Source organism: Kribbella sp. NPDC002412 (genome assembly GCF_053592935.1).
In genome coordinates this window covers 1-19613 of sequence record NZ_JBSFBL010000003.1, presented here as the reverse complement: position 1 = coordinate 19613, position 19613 = coordinate 1, and the positions used below count along the sequence as shown (strand labels likewise).

Sequence of the window (19613 nt, the reverse complement as noted above, 5' to 3'; positions counted from 1 at the left end):
AGCCCTCAACATCCGGACGCCACGCAGGGTGACGCAATCCCGGGAATGCGGTCACCGAGCGCGCATAATCGATTACCGCCGCCCAGCGACCGTTGTACCTCCGCCGGAAGGCAGTGCGATGAGCAAGACCTCCCGACTCGTGACGCTCGCGGTGACCGGGCTCGCCCTCGCCGCCCCGCAGGTCCTGCCGGATCTGCAGTCCGTCCCTCCCACGACCCCGCCGGCGCCGGCGCCGGCCGAGGCGTCGTACCAGGAACTGGCGATCGACGGGCCGAGGATCGCGGCCGAGACGAAGCCGTTCGCGATGGTAGGAGTCACCTGGCCGAGCGGCGTCCAGGCAGTGCAGGCTCGCGTGCGTGTGCTGCGGGCCGGCCAGTGGGGCGAGTGGCAGCGGCTGACCGTCGAGGACGAGCACGGCCCCGATCCGGCGTCGGCGGAAGGCACCCGAGCGGGCACTGAGGCGCTGTGGGTCGGCGATGCGACCGGTGTGCAGGCCAGTGCGGTGACAGGCAGTGGTGCGACGATCGCCGACGCGAAGGTGGTGCTGATCCAGCCCGGCGTACTCGCGACCGACGCCGACGAGCCGGCCCTGCAAAGCCTGGAGCCCGAGGCGACCAGAGCGCCGTACCCGATGCCGGCGATGGTGAGCCGGAAGGCGTGGGGTGCGGACGAGCGGCTGCGCAGCCACAATGGCAAGGCTTGTGCGCGTCCGAAGTACACGACCACCGTGCAGGCTGCGTTCGTCCACCACACCGCTGACCGGAACGACTACACCCGGACGCAGGTCCCGGCGATGGTGCGTGCGATGTACGCGTACCACGTGAAGAGTCGCGGCTGGTGCGACCTCGGCTACAACTTCCTGGTCGACCGCTTCGGCCGTGCGTTCGAGGGCCGGTACGGCGGTGCGCAGCTGCCGGTGCTCGGCGCGCACACCGGCTCGTTCAACGCGAACTCGTTCGGGGTGGCGTTGATCGGCAACTACGAGAAGACGGCGCCGAGCCAGGCGATGCTGGAGAAGACCGCCCGGGTGATCGCCTGGAAGCTGGACGCGAACTACCGCTCGCCGCTGGCGACGATCGTGCTGGCCGGCAGCCGGCTGCACACGGTGTCCGGTCATCGCGACACCAAGGCGACGGCCTGCCCGGGCAACCAGCTGTACGGCAAGCTCGGCTGGCTGAAGCAACGGGTCAACGTGTTGATCGGCGGCAGCGTCTCGACGCCGATCTACCGTTTCGCCAAACGCATCGGTTTCCGGCACACCGGCCAGCCGTTCTGGGGCGAGCACCGGACGAAGACCGGCTGGGCGACGTACTTCGCCACCCGGGACGTCTTCAATTCCGTTGCCACCGGCACCCATTCGACCGTCGGGGTGTTCCGGGCCCGGTACCGCCGGCTCGGTCCCGACACGGTGCTCGGGCTGCCGACGACCGAGTTCCGGAACAGCGTGAACGGCACGAAGGTGCAGTACTTCCGCAACGGCGCGCTCTACTGGTCGAAGGCGATCGGGACCCGCCCGGTGGGTGGACTGATCTACGCGCGGTACGCCGCTCTCGGCGCGGAGCGGTCGCGGCTCGGGCTGCCCATCACCGACATGTACAAGGTGAAGGGCGGCCTGCGGCAGAAGTACCAGCACGGCTGGCTCACCTACAACCAGCACCGCGGGAAGGTCTACGTCCAGTACCGGAGCGTCCGATGAACAAGCGCGCGATCGCGGCCGTCGTCCTCAGCTTCACGTTGATCAGCGCGACCGCCGAGGCGCGGGTGATCGGGCCGGACGCGGCCGCGGACACCACGATCAGCGGCCGCGGATTCGGCCACGGGCGCGGGATGTCGCAGTACGGCGCCCAGGGCGCGGCGATCGCGGGGAGGTCGGCGCAGCAGATCCTCGACTTCTACTACCCGGGCACGACGACCGGGAAGGCGACCGGGAGCATCCGGGTCCGGATCAGCGCGGACACCACCGATGGGGTCCGGGTCGGCACCGTCAACCACCTGAAGGTCCGGGACCTGAAGACCGGCAAGGTCTACACGTTGCCCAAGGCATCGACCCGGAACCAGTGGTCGATCGACCCGTACGGCGACCACGGCACCAAGGTCAGCTCGTACGACGCGAAGACCCGGAAGTGGACGCTGTGGATGACGTTTCGCGGCATGACGCAGTTCGAGGGCGCGTCGGTGACCGGGCTGGTGCTGCCGAGTGGCGCCGTACGGCGGTATCGCGGCGCGTTGCGGGCCATCGACGTACCGGGGGCGCACCTCGACACGGTGAATGTGTTGTCGCTCGAGCACTACCTGCGGGGCGTCGTACCGCGAGAGGCCTTGTCCAGTTGGCGTCCGGCGGCGCTGCAGGCGCAATCCGTTGCCGCACGCACCTATTCGGCCTTCCATCGTGGCCGGGCGACCAAGCGGGCGTACGACCTGTGCGACACGATCTCCTGCCAGGTGTACGGCGGCTACGACTCGGAGAAGGCGTCGACCAACTCCGCGATTGCCGCGACCGCGGGACAGGTCCGGTTCTACAAGGGCAAGCCGATCATCGCCGAGTTCTCCTCGTCGAACGGCGGTGCTACGGCGACCGGGCCGATCCCGTACCAGGTGATGAAGCTGGACGGCTGGGACGCGTACCCGGGCAACGGGAACCCGAACGTGACCTGGACGGTCACCCGGACGGCGGCCGAGATGCAGGCCGCGTTCGACGTGGGGTCGATCCGGAGCGTGCGGGTGCTCAAGCGGACCGGCGTCGGACCGGGCGGGGGCCGGGTGCTCACGCTGGAAGCGGTCGGGTCGAAGGGACGGCGGGTGCTGACCGGCGATCAGCTCCGCGGGCGGCTGCACCTGCGCTCGTCCTGGTTCGCGGTCGTGCCCAGTCCTCTTGATATACCAACTGAGCCGGATGAAGCTGCCGGGCGCTGAGCCATTGACGCGATTCCCCTGCTCCGGTTAGAACTTGACATCGATGTCAACCGCCACCGCCCAGGAGGAGCAGGTCGATGCGCAGGAAATTTGGTATATCAACCAGGATTGCGGCCGGGGTGCTGGCAGTCGCCGTACTCGGGTCGCTGCACGTGACCGGAGCTGATGCCGTGACCAGCAACGCGGCGCGCGCCAAGGCGTCGTACGAGGCCCTGAACAAGTACTTCGACGCCGGGCAGAACCTCCTGCTCGAGGAGTACCCGAACACCCACCCGAACCCGTACGCCTACGTCTGGCCGTACTCGCAGGCGGCGATCGCGGCCGAGAACCTGGCCGGCATCCCCGGCGCCGGCATCCAGGCGTCGAAGGAGGCCGACCGCCGGATCGCGGCGTACGAGCCGTACTGGAACGCTGAGACGACGCCGAAGGGGTACGACTCGTACGTGCGTCCGCCGCTGGGCCAGGGCGGTGACAAGTTCTACGACGACAACGAGTGGATCGGGCTGCACCTCGTGCAGCACTACAAGCGGACCGGTGACAAGGCGTCGCTCTCCCGGGCCCGGGAGATCTTCGCGCTCGTCGTGCACGGCTGGGACACGGACCCGACGCACCCGTGCGCGGGCGGCGTCTTCTGGACCCAGGCGCCGTGGAGCCAGGACCGCAACACGGTGTCGAACGGTCCGGGCGCCGAGCTCGGCGCGCACCTGTACCTGCTGACGCGGGACCGCTCGTACCTGAACTGGGCGAAGCGGATGTACGACTGGACGCAGGACTGCATGCTGGCGCCCAACGGGTTGTACTGGGACCACATCGACCTGGCCGGCACCATCGAGAAGACGCAGTGGAGCTACAACCAGGGCGTGATGCTCGGGGCCGGCGTACTGTTGTACAAGGCAACGGGTGACCGGAAGTACCTGAACGACGCCAAGTCGGTGGCGAACGCGTCCCTCGCCTTCTACGCCGAGGACGACCGGCTCTGGAAGCAGCCGACCCGGTTCAACTCGATCTGGTTCAAGAACCTGCTGATCCTCGACTCGGTCGCGCCGGACAGTCGCTACAAGCAGACCATGCAGGCCTACGCCGACCGCGCCTACACCGAAGCCCGCGACCCGGCCACCGGCCTCTACCACTTCGTCGACGGCCCGGTGCAGCTGCTCGAACAATCCGGCATCGCCCAGATCTACGCGTTGCTCGCCTGGCCCCGCTCGAAGTACAACCTCCTCGCGTAGTCCGGGGAGATCCCAGCAGGCCGTCAGCGTCTCCACTGCTCACGTGGAGCTGCTGGCGCCCGCCGACAACCGGGAGCTGCGCGGTGGCAGCGCTCCGCCCGCGCTGTAACGCCAGCCACCGGACAGGCACCCGGCTCAACCAACAACACGCCCGGTCGCTCCCGCTGGGGAGCGACCGGGCGTGCTCTTTGTTCTTCCTCAGGCAGCGGCGGAAGCTGTCTTGATGTCCACCGGGGTGACCGGGGCACCATCAGTCGGCCCGTTCTGCGGCACCACGCCGGCCTCGGCCACCTTGTCGATCAGCTTCAGGCTCGGCTCGTCGATCGTCCCGAACGCGGTGTAATCCGGCGACAGCCCGCTCCCGTCGCCGTACACGATGAAGAACTGGCTCCCGTTCGTGTTCGGCCCCGAGTTCGCCATCGCCAGCGTGCCCCGCCCGTACTTCAGCGTCGGGAACACCTCGTCCGCGAAGCTGTACCCCGGCCCGCCGCTCCCGGTCCCGCTCGGGTCGCCGCACTGCAGCACCTGCAGCCCCTCGCCGACCGTCATCCGGTGACACTTCGTGTTGTCGAAGTACTTCTGCCCGACCAGGCTGAGGAAGTTCTTCACCGTGCACGGCGCGAGCGCGCTGTCCAGCGTCACCTGCAGGTCGCCGATCGACGTGTCGAGGCTGACCTTCGACGTACCCGACGCCTTCACCTTGCCGTCGGCCGGCGGGTTCACCTTCTTGCTCGCTGCCTCGCTGCCCTTCTTGTACGTGCAGCTCACCTCCGCCGGCAGCGGCGTCGCCCGCTTCGGCGCCGCCGCGAGCGCGGTCGGGATGCTCTTCGGCATGTTCTCCGTCCTCGCGCTCGACGCGGCGGGCGTGTCCTCATCGCCGTTGCCGACCACGATGAAGACCCCCACCACGACCGCCACCACCGCGACCACAGCGGTGACGGTGACCGTCACGTTCCGCCGCTGCCGCCGCCGCTCGGCCTCCCGTTCAGCCTGCCGCTTGGCCTTCCGCGCCGCCAGCTGCTGCTGATGGGTCTTCTTGGACATGCAGAACCCTCCTCACGAGATGTCTGGAGGGAACCTACAGCGTCAACCTGAGAACTGTCTGTCAATCCGCGAGAACAACCTGACCCGCCCCAAAGGACACCGCTCCGCGGCGGCTGTTCTGTTGGCCGCCTTCGGCGGGTGGCGCGGAGTGTTGTCGGGTGGGGTGTGGCTGGCGCTGGGGGAGTGTGGTGGCGGCGGAGAAGGTCACCGCTGCGCGGTGGCTGTTGTGTTGGCCGCCTCCGGCGGGTGTGCGGGGCCTGCTGCCCGGTGGCCTGTGGTCGGCGCCGGGGAATGTGGTGGTGGCTGCAAGGTCACCGCTGCGCGGGCTGTTGTAGGGCGGGGTGTGGTTGGCGCCGGGTGAGTGTGGTGGCGGCGGTGACAGACGAGGACCGGGGCGGGGAGAGCTACTCAGGGGCTGGGGCGAGGTCGACCAGGTTCCAGCGGAGGCGGCCGTCGTCGATGTACGGGTGCCAGGCGCGGGGTGGTGCCCAGGGCATGGCGGCGTACCTTCTGCGGCCCAGGTCCTGCAGGGCCGGCTGGTCGAGGGTCAGTGCGTCGGCGGTGTCCGCGAGCATCTCGGCGACGCTGAACCAATGCGGCATGTCGAAATCGCCGTCGGCGTCGAACTGCCCGACACAGCCATGGAGGTCACCGTCGCGGAGGTCGACGAAGAGCTCGACGTCGGTGAAGGAGTCGCCGATCGGGAGAAATCCGTCCAGCCACTCGGCGGTGCGGGTGCCGGCCGGCTGGGTTTCACCGGGCCGGTCCGACTCGGCGTACACACCTCGCCACATGTCACGCCGTCCCAGCATCTCCTCGCACGGCAGCGGCGTGTGGAGAACCGGAATGATGTTGCCGAACCCGCCGCGGACCTTGACGCCGTTGTTGATGTTGAGCCAGGCAATCAAGTCGCTCGGCAGCCGACGCCCCATGCCGGCGCGTACGGCGGAGATGCTGCTCCACGACGCGGGCGGCTGGAGCTTCGCGTAGGCATCGGGGAGATGCTGCTGAAGCCAGTCGGTGATGGTTGCCCAGGACTCCGGTACCGGTCGTTCCACGGGCACATCCTGGACCTCACGTGCGGCGGGTGCACTTGGAGGGGCAGTGAATTGACCTGGCTGCATTCGGGGGCGGCGTACGGCGTGGAGTGCTGGACCGGGGATCGTGTAGACCAGGTTGCATGGTTCTTCCTGCTGAAGTCGTTGCGCCGGTGCGGGTGGAAGTGGGGCAAGGGCACCAGTTGGCGGTGCGGCGGCGTGGGGACGGTGGCGTGCCGTTGCTGCTCGTGCATGGGTTCCCGTGTACGAGCCGTATCTGGTCGCACAATCTCGTGCCGCTGGCCGAGGCGGGGTTCGATGTCGTGGCGCCGGATCTGCGCGGGTACGGCGACTCCGACTTTGCGCCCGACGACTTCTACGACTTCAACGCGTTCAACACCGACCTGATCGGTCTGTTCGACAGGCTCGGCTGGGACCGCGCGGTCGTCGCCGGACATGACCTCGGCGCGATGATCGCCATCGACATGGCCAATCGCCACCCCGACCGTGTCGACCGGCTCGTGATCCTGGACGACTCGATGCCCGACCTGGGTGAGGCGTTCGCGGCCGCGGGCATCCCACCGATCGATCCCAAACCCGCCGTCTACGACTACCAGCGCCGCCAAGGTCGCGACGCCGACGCCCTGATCGCCGAGCTTGCGACACCCGAGCAGCGGCGGCGTTATGTGGCCGAGTTCTACGGGCACCGCATGTGGTGTCCGCCTGATGCCTTTGACGACGACGACTTGGCCTTCCTGACCGAGCCGTACGGCGACGCGGCCCGGCTGCGCGCCTCCTTCGCCGACTACGAGGTCGTCATGGGCACCCGCCCCCTGTCGGCCCCGGAGATGATCGACCGACCGGTCCATCAGCCGGCCCTGCTGCTGATCGGCACCGACCAAGTGACCATCCGCAACCACATCGAACAACGATGCGCACTCGCCTTCCCCGAAGCCCTCGGCCCGTTCTGGGTCAAAGGCGCCGGCCACTTCATGCCCTGGGAACGCCCCCAAACAGTCAACCGAGCCATCCGCACCTTCTGCGGCGACCTCCTGGCCACGTGAACCACCGCGGTCTACAACTGAAGGCAGCGAACTGAACGCCACCGCGCACCTGTGACCTCGCCGGCGGAGTTGGTGCGCGGCGGACAAGTCAGCCGCCGGCACAGTCTCCCGGTGCCAACCACATCCCACCCGGCAACAGTCCGCGCCTTGCGCCGAAGGCGGCCGACAGAACAGCCGCCGCGCAGCGGTGTCCTTTCAGGTGCTGGAGCCACAGGGGGTGGGGGTGACTGAGATGAGGGTGGCGCCCAGGTTGTGGATCTGGGTCAGGAGGCCGTGTAGGTGGGCCTGGTCTGTCAGGCGGGTGTGCAGGGTGGTGGTGCCGTCGGGTTCGTGGGTGAGGGTCAGGCCGTCGAACCAGGTTGACCAGTGGTGGTCCAGGTGGCCGTCGATGCGGAGTTCGTAGCTTCTGGGAGGGGATGGCATGGTCAGGACTCCTCGGCTGCGGCTGGCGCCTGCCGTGGTCGGCGGACGCTCGAGCGGCTTGATCTGAGAACTCGCGCGCGGCGGATCCGGGGGCGACGGATGATCCACTCGGCTGCGGCGGCGTTGATCAGCCAGCCGGAGCTGACGGAGAGGGCTGTGCTCAGGTCGGTGGTTCCGAAGAGGCCCTCCCCGAGGCCTTGGGTGAAGACCTGGGTGCCGGCCGCGACCGAGAGGGCGTACGCGCGGATCATCCAGGCTCGGTGGGCTGCGAAGTCACGGCGTCGTACGGCGGTGAACCCGAGGACGAGGCTGGTTGCGATCGCGGAGCCGGCGACGAGGCGGACGGTCCACAGGAGGTCGCCGCCGGGAGCGCCGGGGTAGAAGAGCGTCATCCACAGTCCGGAGCCCGCGACGAGCAGGCCGGCGAGGACGAGTAGGCGGCCGGCTCGACGGTGCCAAATGCGGTGCCGGCGACGGATCCGTGCTGGGAACTGGAACGCGCCGGCGACCGCGTAGACCGCGGCGGAGACAACGTGGACGACGACTGGAGCAGGCGAGGCGTCGACCCGCGGGTTGGTAGGCAGCACCTGCGGTCCACCGGCCAACTCGAGAAGTCGGAGCGATCCCGCGACGAGCGGAAAGATCGTGAGCGCAAGCAGCGCGGTAGGAACCCGCCAGCTCGAGCCCTCCCGGCCGCGCCGCGTGCGATGCGGCGCGGGCCGGATGTGAGAGGCGGCGTACTGGGTCATTTTGCACCTGCGGTGACAGTGGCGGGTTGGGGTGTGGTGGTGCGGGTGGTGCGCCAGAGGGAGTAGCCGAGGGCGAGCATGGCGATGCCGTTGGGGAAGGCGAGGAGGCGGTAGAAGGCGTCTGGCATGAAGGAGAGGGCGATGGTGACCACGCCGCCGGCCGCCAGGAGCAGCGTGGCCCAGCGGGTGAGGACGCGGGCGCGGAAGAGGGCGATGCCGAAGATCAGGCCGCCGGCCAGGTAGCCGATGTCTTGGACGCGTACGACGGTCGAGAACAGGCCGACGTCGCCGGTCGGAGTGTCGCCCTTGGAGACGGCGATGATGTCGTTCACGAAGCCGGGGTTGGTGTCGGCGATGGCCGGCAGCAGGTAGCCCGCGGTCAGCGTCGTACACATGATGGCGAGGTAGCCGACGCTGAGCACCACGTAGCCGACGAGCCCCAGCAGGCCGTTCCGCCGTACCTGGCTCAAGTACATGCCGGTGATGCCGGCCAGCGCCAGCACCGCCATCACGACCTTGAGGGTGTTCCGTACGACGACCTCGGTCGTGGCGACGGAGGTGGCGTCCAGGTGCGGGTGGCCGATCTGGACGCCGATGAAGATCAGTCCGGCAGTGGCGGCCGCGGCCCCGGCGGCCCGGGTGAGGGTGACTGGCGTGATGGTCATGATCGGCTCCTTGGTTCCGGTGGTGCTTGGCTATGTCCGGAACGTAGGCCGCGAGGTGGGGACCAGGCGTCACCACATCTGGTGACTGACGATGTGACAGTTACAGCAGGCCGAGTTCGCGGCCGCGGCGTACTGCGGCGGAGCGGGTGTTGACGTCGAGCTTGGTGAAGATGCGCTTGGTGTGGGTGCGCAGGGTGTTCAGCGAGACGAACAGGTGGCGGGCGATCTCGGGACCGGTGAGCTCGCTGGCCAGCAGCCGCAGTACGTCGAGCTCCCGCTCGCTGAGCGTGGTCGCCGGCGGCGCCGCTGCGTGGGATGCGGGCGCCCCGCTCGCCTGGATCACCGGTACGCGGTCGTCGACGCTGTCGAGGAGGCGTCGGGCGTGCCGCTGCAGTACGTCGTACTCGCTGGAGACCGCGTCGCGCAGCAGGGCGAGCATCGGTGCGCCTTCGTCGAGGAACAAGCGCACGTACGCGTCCGGCTCCGGGGCGGCGGTGAGCGCTCGGTTCAGCTCGGCCAGTGTTTCCGCCTGTTGACCGCGCGCGTGCAGGGTTAGTGCCTGCAGCATGCCGATCTCGAGCAGGCTGCCGGCGCGAGTCGGCTTCGCATCGTCGAGTCCGCGGCCGTGTGCCTCAGCTGCGGCGTGCAGGCGGTGCAGGAGAGTGAGCCCATCGTCCAGTGCTGCCGACGAGTCCCGGTGGTGGCGCGCCAGCAGGAGCCGGACGAGGGTGAGGTGCTCGTACTCGTGCAGGTACGACGCTTCGTCGGCAGTGGTGACGTGGAGCTCCGCCCACTCCGCGGCTGCATCGAGGTCGCCCTCAGCGATGGACAAGCGGGCTCGCATCGCGGCGATCGGCCGCAGGTCGGGGTAGGAGCCCGGCCGGTAGAGGTCAGCGGCCTGGTCGAGTAGTTGCTTGGCCGACGCATAGTCGCCCCTGACCGCGTGCACCTGCGCCATGGCGACGTACCAGCGGTGCCGGTTCTCAGTGATCGAGCCGTGCTCGCCGAGGACCCGTGCGGTCTCCAGGTGCTCCTCCGCGGCGGCCAGGTCGTTCAGCTCACGGTCCAGCTCGGCAAGCCCCACGTGCAGGTCGGCGGCGGCTCGCGGGTACGGCGGTCCGGAGCCAGCCGCGAGTCCCTCCTCGTACAGCCGCCGCGCCCAATGCGGACGCCCGGCGCTGATCCACATGTCGCCGAGCACCACCGTGCTGTCCAGCTCGTCGACCAGGTTCCCTGCCGCGTGCAGACTGCGCACTGCCTCCGAGAACGTGGACAAGGCCTCCGGCACATCACCAGTCGCCCACGCAGCAAGCCCAAGGAACCCAGCCGACGCACCGCGCACGAAGTGGTCCTCAGCGCCGGCTAGCTCGAGTGCGTGCCGCGCATGGCGCACAGTGGCCGGTACGTCGCCTCTCGCTTGCGCCAGCGCGGCACGGTAGACCCACAGCGTCGCCGGTGCGGTGCGCAGATCCTCGGTGTCAGCCCACGTCGCGGCAAGCGCCTTGTCGCGAGCACCGGCCGCGAGCGCCGCCTCGACGTCATCGAGCCGGCGCTCCATGCCGTCCAGGTCGCCGGCCAGCATCTGCGACCAGCCGGACACGATGCTGAGGACAGGGCTTCGCCGTACGACGGACTCCGGCAGCGACCGTATCCACTCCAGCAGCAGGCTGTCCTGACGGGCGCGTCGTACCTGCGGCAGCGCCTCCTCGATCAGGTAGGCGGCACGGTCGTGGTCACCGGCGGCCAGAGCATGTCGTACGGCGTCCGCGGCGAGGTCATGTGCGGCGTACCAGGCGCTTGCTGCCCGGTGCAGTGTGGGGACCTCGTCGGGGGCCTCCGCCAGCAGACGGGCATGGAGGACGTCGCGGAAGAGGTGGTGGTACCGGTACCAGGAGCGCTCGGCGTCCAGCGGGACCAGGAAGACGTTGCCGCGGTCCAGATCTGCCAGTGTCTTGCCGCCGTCCGTCCTGCTGGTCAGTGCGTCGCAGAGCGGACCGGTCAGCCGGTCGAGGACTGCGGTCCGCAGCAGGAAGTCACGTACGTCGGCGCTCTGGCGGGCGAGAACCTCGTCGACCAGGTAGTCGATGACGAAGCGGTTGCTGCCGGTGAAGGCCGAGATGAATTCGGCGACGTCTGCGCGGTCCGCCGTACCGCGGAGTGAGAGTGCGGCGAGTTGGAGGCCGGCGATCCAGCCTTCGGTGCGCTCGTCCAGCCTTTGTACGTCGTCCTCGCCGAGCTGCAGGCCCATCGCATCGTTGAGGAACTCAGCGGCCTCGGTCGGCGCGAAGCGGAGGTCTGCGGCGCGTACCTCGGTCAGCTGGCCGCGACTGCGCAGTCGCGGCAGCGGGAACGGCGGATCGGTGCGTGTCGCCACCAGGAGATGGAGATGGTCCGGCGCGTGGTCGAGGAGGAAGGTCATGGCCTCGTGCACCTCGGGTGCATCGATCACGTGGTAGTCGTCGAGCACCAGCAGCGCGTGGTCGGGCCGTTCCATGAGTTCGTTGACTATGGCAACCAGCGCGGCCGGGGTGGATGCGGCGGTCAGTGCGTCAGGATCCAGGTCGAGGCCGAGGCGGGAGAGGGCTGCCGAGAGGTGTGCCATGAAGCGTGCGGGGTCGTTGTCGCCTTCGTCGAGCGACAGCCAGCCCATGTGCTCCTGAGACCTCGCCCATTCACTGAGCAGCGTGGTCTTGCCGAAGCCCGGCGGTGCGGAGACCAGGGTGAGTCGGTGCCCGGGGTGCAGCGTGCGGTCCAACCGGTCGGCCAGCCGGGGGCGGGCGACCACCTCGGGCCGCTTGGCGGGTGGGAACAGCTTCGTGGCGAGCACCGGTGTCGACACCCTACGGATGATAAGTCGCCGTCGCTGAACTTAGTGCAACTAAGCTGCCCGGTATGCCGAGGAACACGCTGACCGTGGAGCAGATCGTTGCGGCCGCGATCGGGCTGCTGGACGAGGTAGGCCTGGACGGGCTGAACATGCGCGCCCTGGGGGAGCGGCTCGGTACGGCGGCCACCGCCGTCTACTGGCACGTGAAGACCAAGGACGAGCTTGTCCGCCTCGCCGGAGATGCGATCTGGACGGAGATCGAACTCCCCGACCTCGACGGCGACTGGCGCGAGGCCGCCGCCGCACTGGCTACCGGCCTCCACGAGATGCTGATGCGCCACCCCTGGTACGGCCAGGCCTTGGGCAGCTACCTCCTCTACGGCCCCGGCAAAGCCCGCTACGACGACGCCACCCTGGCCCTCTACGAGAACGCCGGCTTCACTCCCACCGACGCCGACCGCGCCGCCGCCACCGTCTTCATCTACGTAGCCGGCAGCGCCCTCGGCTCAGCCGCCCAGGTCTCCCTGACCCGCCGCCTCTCCCGAGCCGGTCAAGACCCCGCCCAGGCCCTAGAACAAACCATGACCCAGGCCAAGGAGATCGCCCTGGCCTACCCAACCCTCCGCAAACGCCTCAACACCCCCGCCGCCACCGACTACACCGCCGCCCCCGACGCCACCTTCACCTTCGGCCTGCAAGCAATCCTCACCGGCCTCGAATCCCACCTCACCCACTGAGCTGGTCACCATGGACCTGGAGAGGAGCCGAGGATGGGCGGATCGAGTGGTTCACCGATGGGCAAGACCTATCTGTCCACCGCGGTGACGGAGCACGGCAATCCCAAGCAGCTGGTCTCGAACACGCGCGTGCGGCTGGAGTTCGCCGAAGTACCCAACCTGAACGATGAGGGACCACGCGTGTACGACGTCCTCCGGGCGTTCGCCGGCTGCAACAGACTCGGCGCGGCCGTCCCATCCGGCGAGTTGCTGACCGGCGGCAGGCTGTGGATCGACGGATTCGGCGGCACCCAGAAGGGCTGCAAGCCGCCGCTCCGGGCCCAGGACGCGTGGCTGTGCGAGTTCCTGATGAGTAGACCCAGCTGGCACCTGAACGGCGACCAACTCACCCTCACCTCGGCCGGTACGACGATCACGCTGCTGGACAGACGGATCGCTGAGCCCGACTTCCCGCTCGACGGGGTCCGATGGAAGCTCGTCAGCACCATCACGAACGGCGACCTGTTCCAGTACCACCATCACGCCGAGGAGGCATGGCTCACCTTCGAGGGCGAGCGCCTGACCGGCTCCACCGGGTGCAACGAGCTCTCCGGCACCGTCACCCGCACCGGCACAGAGCTGACCTGCACCGTCGTCCCCACCGACCGCGCATGCACAGGGGAAACCGCGGAGGTGGAGACCGCGATCCTGACCACCCTCGCGGCCAAGATCACCTACGCCATCGACTACAACCGCCTGACCCTCCTGACCCCGACCGGCATAGGCCTCGCCCTCACCGCCGGCCCCCAGCACCAGTACTGAGACGGTCAACTACGCACGCGGCTTCTCCACCGTGACCCAGGTCGGAGTTGGTGCGTCCGGGACTCGGTCTCTGGGCGACCAACCGTGCGCAACGGACAGCGGAACAGGATTCTCCGGGTCGGGCAGGACGTAACTGAGACCGTTGCCGCGGGCTTCGAGTTCGGCGGCGTAGCCGGGGTCGACGCGGTCGAGCGTGATCATGACGAGCCCCGACACATGATGCGGTCCCGTCGAGGTGACCTTGGTCCGCAGCCGGAGATCCTCCTGCCGGCGCATGAGGCCAAGCACCCATTGCAGCGTCCACTCGGTCTCCTGCTCGGACGGTTGCCAGCGCCTGAAGCGCAACAACTCAGGGAACTGCACGAGCGGAACGATCTCGGTTCGCGCCCGCACCATCTCGTCGTGATCCGGGACGCTGATCACCAGGACCACCCGATCGCCGCCGTGCTCGACGGTCTCCGTGAGCCTGGCGTGCGCGCCCGGATTGCGCTCGACCCACTGCCGAACAACCGGCAGATCTGGCGACGCCGTCGATGGAATCTCCCGAAACCGCACACCAACCACCTCCACCCTTCTCAGATAAGCACGCCAACGCGTTCGAGTGCTACGACAGGTCGCGTCCGTCACCGTGGGCGCAGGTGTTCGACTGTGGCGTCGTACTGCTCGGTCAGGCGTTGGGCTAGCAGGGAGCGGTGGCAGGCTTCTGGGTCGCGTTCGACGCAGAGGAGGGCTGCGACTTCGCCGGTCGACAGGGACGACACGAGTGGGGTGAGGTCGGCGTGGTCGAGGATTTCGGTGGTGTAGCGGTGGATGTAGGCGGGGGCGAGTTTGCGGCGTGAGCGTTTGCCGACTCCTTGGCGGTCGTCTTCGGCGTACTGGAGTTGGCGTAGCTCGGTGGTTGGCGCGAGCTCGGGGTGGTGCTCGTAGGCGATTTGGGCTTGGGCCAGGGCAGCCTGCAGCCGGAGTGAGTTCGCCCAGGCGTACTCGGGCCCGCGGACACCGCGGCGCTGGCGTACGTCGAGCAGCAGCCGGACGTCAGCGTCCAGCAGCCGTTGCAGGAAGGACTCGGCGTCGAAGTCGTAGACGCCGATTGTCACCATTCTGAGCACTGGGAATCACCTGTCTCCCAGCTTCTCGTGCCGGTTCAACCGGCACGAGAAGCTGAGCCATCACGCGACGGCGGTTCCCTCGAGCTCAACGAGCTGGCCGGGGATCGCGAGCCGGGTCACCCCGAGCATCGTGGTGGTCGGCGCCACCCCGGCGGCGCCGAGCCGCGACGCGAGTACGCCGTACTGCTGGAAGAGCAGATCGACATCGGTGGTGTAGACGTTGAGGCGGACGAGGTCAGCGAGGGACATGCCGGCCTCGACGAGTACGGCCTCCAGGTTGTCGAGGCTCAGCGCCAGTTGGCCCGCCATGTCGCCGTCGTGCTGGGGCTTGCCGTCGCCGTCCATCGCGGTCTGACCGGAGCAGTACAGGGTCCGGGTGTGGCCGGAGACGATCTCGCCCTGGTTGAAACCCAGCTCCACCGACCACTTCACCGGGTTGACCGCCGTTCGTTGCAGTGCCACATCAGCTCCATTCGATCCGTTGGTGGTGCGTACGTCGAGGAGCTTTCCAACCAATCACGACACCCTGTGTCGTGTATTCCGGTAGAGTTTTCGCATGCGCGCCGACCGGTTGGTCTCGCTGGTGCTGCTGCTGCGCCAGCGCGGTCGGCTGACTGCGGACACGCTCGCCCGTGAGCTCGAGGTGTCCACCCGCACCGTGCTGCGTGACATCGAGGCGCTGTCCGCGGCCGGCGTCCCGGTGTACGCCGAACGCGGCCGGCACGGCGGGTTCGCATTGCTGCCAGGCTTCCGGACCGAGCTCACCGGGCTGAACCACGACGAGGCCCTTGCGTTGCTGACCGCTGGAACGAAACGCGGCGAGCAGGTGTTCGGCCTCGGCTCGGCGCTCGCCTCAGCCATGCGCAAGGTGGTCGACGCCCTGCCCGAAAGCCACCGGGCCACCGCGAGCGACGCCGCCCAGCGATTCCTCGTCGACCCGGAGACCGACCTGCTCTCCCGCCGGCTGACTGCTGACGAGGTGCCCGACACCACAATGATCGAGGTACGGCGCGCTGTCGCCGCCGGCCACAAGCTGCGCATCCACTACGCGGCGGTGAACCGCGCCCCGAAATGGCGCACGGTCGACCCGATCGGCCTGGTCACCGTACGAGACAAGGGCTACCTGCTGGCAACCACGTCCGGCGCGGACCGCACCTACCGGCTGTCCCGAATCCTGGCCGCCGAGGAACTCACAGAACCGGCACAACGACCGGACACCGTCGACCTCGACCAGATCTGGCAGGAACGCAGCACCCGCTTCCGCGCCGGCGGCGACCAAATCACCGTGCTACTCCGCATGAGGCCGACCCGACGAGAGGAACTGGCGAACACCGCCCTCGCCGTCCTCACCGAAACCCCCGACCCAGACGGCTGGCTACGCCTGGAAGCCACCTTCCAAGACACCCGCCACGCCGAATGGGCCCTCTGGCAACTCAACACAGACGCAGAAGCCCTCTCTCCCCCTTCACTGCGCACCGCCCTACACAACCGAGCCACGGCACTAGCCACCCACTACGAATCCTGAGAATCGGCCGCCTGCCGGTTCAAGACACGCCACCACGGCCGGCGAGCCGCGGCTGGTGCCGATGCCGAGGTCGGCGCCGGTACGGACCTCTGCGCCTTGATCGTGTCAGCGAACTCCGGGAGTCCAGCGGCCACAGCGATCGTGAGACGTTGGTTGCGGTTGAGAGATGCCGTGGCGAGCAGGTCCGCGATGCGCTGTCGCTGTACGTCGGTCGGCTGGAAGTACATCGGGGGCACGAACTGCCGACCGACCGCTGCCAACGCTGGGTCCGGGTCGCGGAGGAGTTCGAGATCGGCGATGACTGCTTCCCAGCCGCCGCGGTGTCGGTGGATCCACCATGCCCGGCGACGAAGCTCGGCATCCGCTGCCGCCTTGAGCCGGGCAAGGTCGGAGAGGGTCCACAGTTGGGGACTGCGGGTCAGGACCTCGCCCGCGAGCCGTGCCACCCGAGAATGATCGCCGGCCACATAGGAGAGCAACAGCGGGACGTCGTCGGCTGTGGCACGCCCCTGGAGAAATGACAGGCCGACTTTCCGCAGTGGGAGTTCTGCGCTGTGGACGAGATCGAGGATCTCCTGGCGTTCGATCGCCGTACCGGTCTCGGCGAGCCCGGTGTAGGCGCGAGCGCGCACGATCGGCTTGGCGGCGGAACGCGCGACTGCGGCATAGGTGGCGGCTGGGGCGCGACCCATCTCCTGCCAGCGACGTCGTGCCCACAGCCGCGCGAGCACCGAGGGGTCCACCAGGAGCCGCTCGACGTCGGCAGGATCCAGGTCCGCAGCCGTCAGCTTCACCAAACCCATGGCGCGACTCTCGGCGGAACGGCTGCGAAGCATCACTCCTGCGATGACATCGGGCGTTGCCGTGTCGGCGATGACACGCATGAACCGTCGACGGACGACCGGGTCCCTCTCTGCGGGGAACAACGCGACCGCCTCCTGCAGTCCGATCAGTCCGGTTTCGAAGCTGTGACGGACGGCAACGCGCCGGACATCGCGGTCGCCGGCGATCCGCAAGCGGGCCCACACCTCCGCCTCGCCGTACTCCGCGACCAGCGCCTGCAGGTTCAACGGCAGGACGTCAGCCCCTCGGCCGCGCTGCTCGATCCGATGCAACAGCGGCACAATGTGGTCGGCCTGATCCAACGAAGTTCGCCGCAGCACCTCTCAAGCGGCCGTCTCGCGGATCACCCAGACGTGGTCGGTCACTCGGACCGCCAGCGCGCGATCGCTCAACGGATCGAGAGACGTGGCCAACGACCGAACGGCCCGCTCACGCAGATAGCCGTCAGGGTGCATGCTGGCCAGTGCCGCCACGACAGGCAGCGGACTCGCCAGAACCTGATCACTCCAGCGTTCCGACTGCCCCATCGTCGGCCCCTCGTAGCGGACCTGGCGGGCGTCAAAGTCGATCCGCAACAACTCACGCGCCGTCGACGAGGCAAGCCAAGACGCGGTCGCGTCCAACACCACCCGGTCACCCCGCAAGGCTGCCGCAGCACCTTCCCCCAGTCGGCGACGGACATCCGGTTGGTTCAACATCCACCCATCCTGCCGCCCCTACGACCAGCGGTCACCCGAATTCAAACCCGTCCGACGCACGGCGAGAGTCGGCCAGCAAGCCCCGCCCCAGCTTCGCGGCCGGCAGTTGTTGGCGCAGACCCTGGTGCGCGTGACGGCGACGCGCGCACCCGCCGGAGGCGGCAACAGACCAGCCGCCGCGCAGCGGTGTCCGCTTCCAACGCCTGCGCGGGTGGCAGTTGTCGGCGCCGTCCCGGGTTGCGTGTGAGGCGGTGTGTGCACCCCGCCGGAGGCGGCGATGGAACAGCCGCCGCGCAGCGGTGTCCTTTGGGGCGGTTCCTTCAGTTGCCGGGGCGGGTCTTCAGTCTTTGATCTCGCAGAGGATGGCGCCGGCGGTGACGGTGGCGCCTACTTCGGCGGTGAGGGCGGCGATCGTGCCGGACTTGTGCGCGTTGAGGGGTTGTTCCATCTTCATCGCCTCCAGGACGACGATGAGGTCGCCCTCGGCAACCACCGCGCCTTCCTCGACGGCGATCTTGACGATGGTGCCCTGCATCGGCGAGGTCAGCGAGTCACCGGACGCAGCAGAGCCCTTCCCCGAGCTACCCGCGCGCCGCGCCGGCTTCTTCTTCGCGCCAGCGCCGGCGCCACCGCCGGCCGCACCGCCACCGGCAACAACAGATGCCCCGAGACCGGCCGGGAGCACGACCTCCAGCCGCTTCCCGCCGACCTCGACCGTGACCTTCTCGCGTTCCGCCGGCTCGACGGTTTCCGCGACGGGTCCGTCGTACGGCGGGACCTGGTTGTCGTACTCGGTCTCGATCCACCGCGTGTGCACCTTGAACCCGTCGTCACCGACGAACGCCGGATCCGACACCACGGCAGCGTGGAACGGGATGACCGTAGGCATCCCCTCCACCACGAACTCACGCAGCGCCCGCCGCGACCGCTCCAGCGCCTGCGTCCGGTCGCGACCGGTGACGATCAGCTTCGCCACCAGCGAGTCGAACGCACCCGGCACCGTCTCGCCCTGGTCGTACCCACCGTCCAGCCGCACACCAGGCCCCGACGGCGCGTGCCACCGAGTCAGCGTTCCCGGCGCCGGCAGGAACCCACGACCGGCGTCCTCGGCGTTGATCCGGAACTCGATCGAGTGCCCTGACACGACCGGGTCGTCGTACCCGAGTTCCTCGCCCTGGGCGATCCGGAACATCTCCCGGACCAGGTCCAGGCCGGTGACCTCCTCGGAGACCGGGTGCTCGACCTGCAGCCGGGTGTTCACCTCGAGGAACGAGATCAGCCCGTCCTGCCCGACCAGGAACTCGCACGTCCCGGCCCCGACGTACCCGGCCTCGCGCAGGATCGCCTTGGACGCGGAGTACAACGTCTCGAGCTGATCGGCAGACAGGAACGGAGCCGGCGCCTCCTCGACCAGCTTCTGGTACCGGCGCTGCAGCGAGCAGTCCCGGGTGGACACGACCACGACGTTGCCGTGGGCATCGGCCAGGCACTGCGTCTCGACGTGCCGCGGCTTGTCCAGGTACCGCTCGACGAAGCACTCGCCGCGTCCGAAGGCGCTGACGGCCTCGCGTACGGCGGACTCGTAGAGCTCCGGCACTTCCTCGAGCGTCCGGGCGACCTTCATGCCGCGACCGCCACCGCCGTACGCCGCCTTGATCGCGATCGGCAGCCCGTGCTCCTGCGCGAACGCGACCACCTCGGACGCGTCGGCGACAGGGTTCGGGGTGCCGGGGACCTGCGGGGCGCCGACCTTGTCGGCGATGTGCCGGGCCTTCACCTTGTCGCCCAGCGCGTCGATGGCCGACGGCGGCGGGCCGATCCAGATCAGCCCGGCGTCGAGGACGGCCTGGGCGAAGGAGGCGTTCTCGGCCAGGAAGCCGTAACCGGGGTGTACGGCGTTCGCGCCCGAGCGGGCCGCGACGTCGAGGATCTTGGCGATGTTCAGGTAG

Annotated in this window: 19 protein-coding genes; 7 read left to right on the top strand and 12 right to left on the bottom strand. The window is 68.7% G+C overall.

The window, feature by feature from the left end; genetic code table 11:
- Positions 1-118 precede the first annotated feature (118 nt).
- The 3 genes from ACWCOV_RS03240 (at position 119) to ACWCOV_RS03230 (ending at position 4142) form a co-directional block, all read left to right on the top strand.
- Positions 119-1696: an N-acetylmuramoyl-L-alanine amidase gene (locus tag ACWCOV_RS03240; RefSeq protein ID WP_449827583.1), complete on the top strand. Its 1578-nt coding sequence runs from the start codon at positions 119-121 to the stop codon at positions 1694-1696.
- Entirely contained in the window at positions 1693-2913 is a 1221-nt protein-coding gene (locus tag ACWCOV_RS03235) for a SpoIID/LytB domain-containing protein (RefSeq protein WP_449827582.1), read from the top strand. Before ACWCOV_RS03240 ends, ACWCOV_RS03235 begins: the two co-directional genes overlap by 4 nt.
- A 77-nt stretch (positions 2914-2990) precedes the next feature.
- Positions 2991-4142 carry a glycoside hydrolase family 76 protein gene (locus tag ACWCOV_RS03230; protein ID WP_449827581.1) on the top strand — a complete coding sequence of 384 codons (1152 nt, stop codon included), beginning with the start codon at positions 2991-2993 and terminating at the stop codon, positions 4140-4142.
- A gap of 198 nt (positions 4143-4340) precedes the next feature.
- Here ACWCOV_RS03230 and ACWCOV_RS03225 read toward each other — a convergent pair whose 3' ends face one another.
- Together ACWCOV_RS03225 and ACWCOV_RS03220 are read right to left on the bottom strand one after the other, a co-directional pair.
- Positions 4341-5186: a peptidylprolyl isomerase gene (locus tag ACWCOV_RS03225; RefSeq protein WP_449827580.1), complete on the bottom strand. Its 846-nt coding sequence runs from the start codon at positions 5184-5186 to the stop codon at positions 4341-4343.
- Between the two features lie 404 nt (positions 5187-5590).
- Complete coding sequence (locus ACWCOV_RS03220) at positions 5591-6244, bottom strand: SMI1/KNR4 family protein (RefSeq protein ID WP_449827579.1); 654 nt, start codon at positions 6242-6244, stop codon at positions 5591-5593.
- Between the two features lie 122 nt (positions 6245-6366).
- On the opposite strand from ACWCOV_RS03220, the gene ACWCOV_RS03215 reads away from it, so the two are divergent.
- Positions 6367-7287 (top strand): alpha/beta fold hydrolase, encoded by a 921-nt coding sequence (locus tag ACWCOV_RS03215; protein WP_449827578.1) that lies wholly within the window; start codon positions 6367-6369, stop codon positions 7285-7287.
- Positions 7288-7482: 195 nt separating this feature from the next.
- On the opposite strand, the gene ACWCOV_RS03210 is transcribed toward ACWCOV_RS03215, so the two are convergent.
- From ACWCOV_RS03210 to ACWCOV_RS03195, 4 genes are all read right to left on the bottom strand, one after another.
- The gene (locus tag ACWCOV_RS03210) at positions 7483-7710 is read right to left on the bottom strand and encodes a hypothetical protein (RefSeq protein ID WP_449827577.1); all 228 of its coding nucleotides are present in this window, start codon (positions 7708-7710) and stop codon (positions 7483-7485) included.
- Positions 7711-7712: 2 nt separating this feature from the next.
- Positions 7713-8459: a DUF2306 domain-containing protein gene (locus ACWCOV_RS03205; RefSeq protein WP_449827576.1), complete on the bottom strand. Its 747-nt coding sequence runs from the start codon at positions 8457-8459 to the stop codon at positions 7713-7715.
- A complete protein-coding gene (locus ACWCOV_RS03200) occupies positions 8456-9124 on the bottom strand; it encodes a hypothetical protein (protein ID WP_449827575.1) in 669 nt (222 codons plus the stop codon). The genes ACWCOV_RS03205 and ACWCOV_RS03200 overlap by 4 nt, the downstream gene beginning before the upstream one ends.
- 100 nt (positions 9125-9224) lie before the next feature.
- Entirely contained in the window at positions 9225-11963 is a 2739-nt protein-coding gene (locus tag ACWCOV_RS03195) for a LuxR C-terminal-related transcriptional regulator (RefSeq protein ID WP_449827574.1), read from the bottom strand.
- A 53-nt stretch (positions 11964-12016) separates the two neighbouring features.
- Here ACWCOV_RS03195 and ACWCOV_RS03190 point away from each other — a divergent pair, with 53 nt between their 5' ends.
- Both ACWCOV_RS03190 and ACWCOV_RS03185 read left to right on the top strand, forming a co-directional pair.
- Positions 12017-12688 carry a TetR/AcrR family transcriptional regulator C-terminal domain-containing protein gene (locus ACWCOV_RS03190; RefSeq protein WP_449827573.1) on the top strand — a complete coding sequence of 224 codons (672 nt, stop codon included), beginning with the start codon at positions 12017-12019 and terminating at the stop codon, positions 12686-12688.
- Positions 12689-12721: 33 nt separating this feature from the next.
- Positions 12722-13489, top strand: coding sequence for an META domain-containing protein (locus tag ACWCOV_RS03185; RefSeq protein WP_449827572.1), 768 nt, complete (start codon positions 12722-12724; stop codon positions 13487-13489).
- 9 nt (positions 13490-13498) lie between these two features.
- Here the strand turns inward: ACWCOV_RS03185 and ACWCOV_RS03180 are convergent, their stop codons facing one another.
- From ACWCOV_RS03180 to ACWCOV_RS03170, 3 genes are all read right to left on the bottom strand, one after another.
- A complete protein-coding gene (locus tag ACWCOV_RS03180; protein WP_449827571.1) occupies positions 13499-14044 on the bottom strand; it encodes a hypothetical protein in 546 nt (181 codons plus the stop codon).
- 68 nt (positions 14045-14112) lie between these two features.
- On the bottom strand, positions 14113-14589 hold the full coding sequence (locus tag ACWCOV_RS03175) for a DUF488 family protein, N3 subclade (RefSeq protein WP_449827784.1): 477 nt from the start codon (positions 14587-14589) through the stop codon (positions 14113-14115).
- Positions 14590-14658: 69 nt separating this feature from the next.
- Positions 14659-15054, bottom strand: a complete 396-nt coding sequence (locus ACWCOV_RS03170) for a RidA family protein (RefSeq protein ID WP_449827783.1) — start codon at positions 15052-15054, stop codon at positions 14659-14661.
- 100 nt (positions 15055-15154) lie between these two features.
- Between ACWCOV_RS03170 and ACWCOV_RS03165 the strand changes: the two genes are divergently transcribed.
- Positions 15155-16123: a helix-turn-helix transcriptional regulator gene (locus ACWCOV_RS03165; protein ID WP_449827570.1), complete on the top strand. Its 969-nt coding sequence runs from the start codon at positions 15155-15157 to the stop codon at positions 16121-16123.
- Here the strand turns inward: ACWCOV_RS03165 and ACWCOV_RS03160 are convergent.
- The 3 genes from ACWCOV_RS03160 to ACWCOV_RS03150 all read right to left on the bottom strand — a co-directional run.
- Entirely contained in the window at positions 16111-17268 is a 1158-nt protein-coding gene (locus ACWCOV_RS03160; RefSeq protein WP_449827569.1) for a hypothetical protein, read from the bottom strand. The two genes, ACWCOV_RS03165 and ACWCOV_RS03160, sit on opposite strands and share 13 nt — an antisense overlap.
- 21 nt (positions 17269-17289) lie before the next feature.
- Positions 17290-17664 carry a hypothetical protein gene (locus tag ACWCOV_RS03155; RefSeq protein ID WP_449827568.1) on the bottom strand — a complete coding sequence of 125 codons (375 nt, stop codon included), beginning with the start codon at positions 17662-17664 and terminating at the stop codon, positions 17290-17292.
- 340 nt (positions 17665-18004) lie between these two features.
- Positions 18005-19613 (bottom strand): ATP-binding protein (locus ACWCOV_RS03150; protein ID WP_449827567.1); only part of this gene is annotated, 1609 nt, incomplete at its 5' end.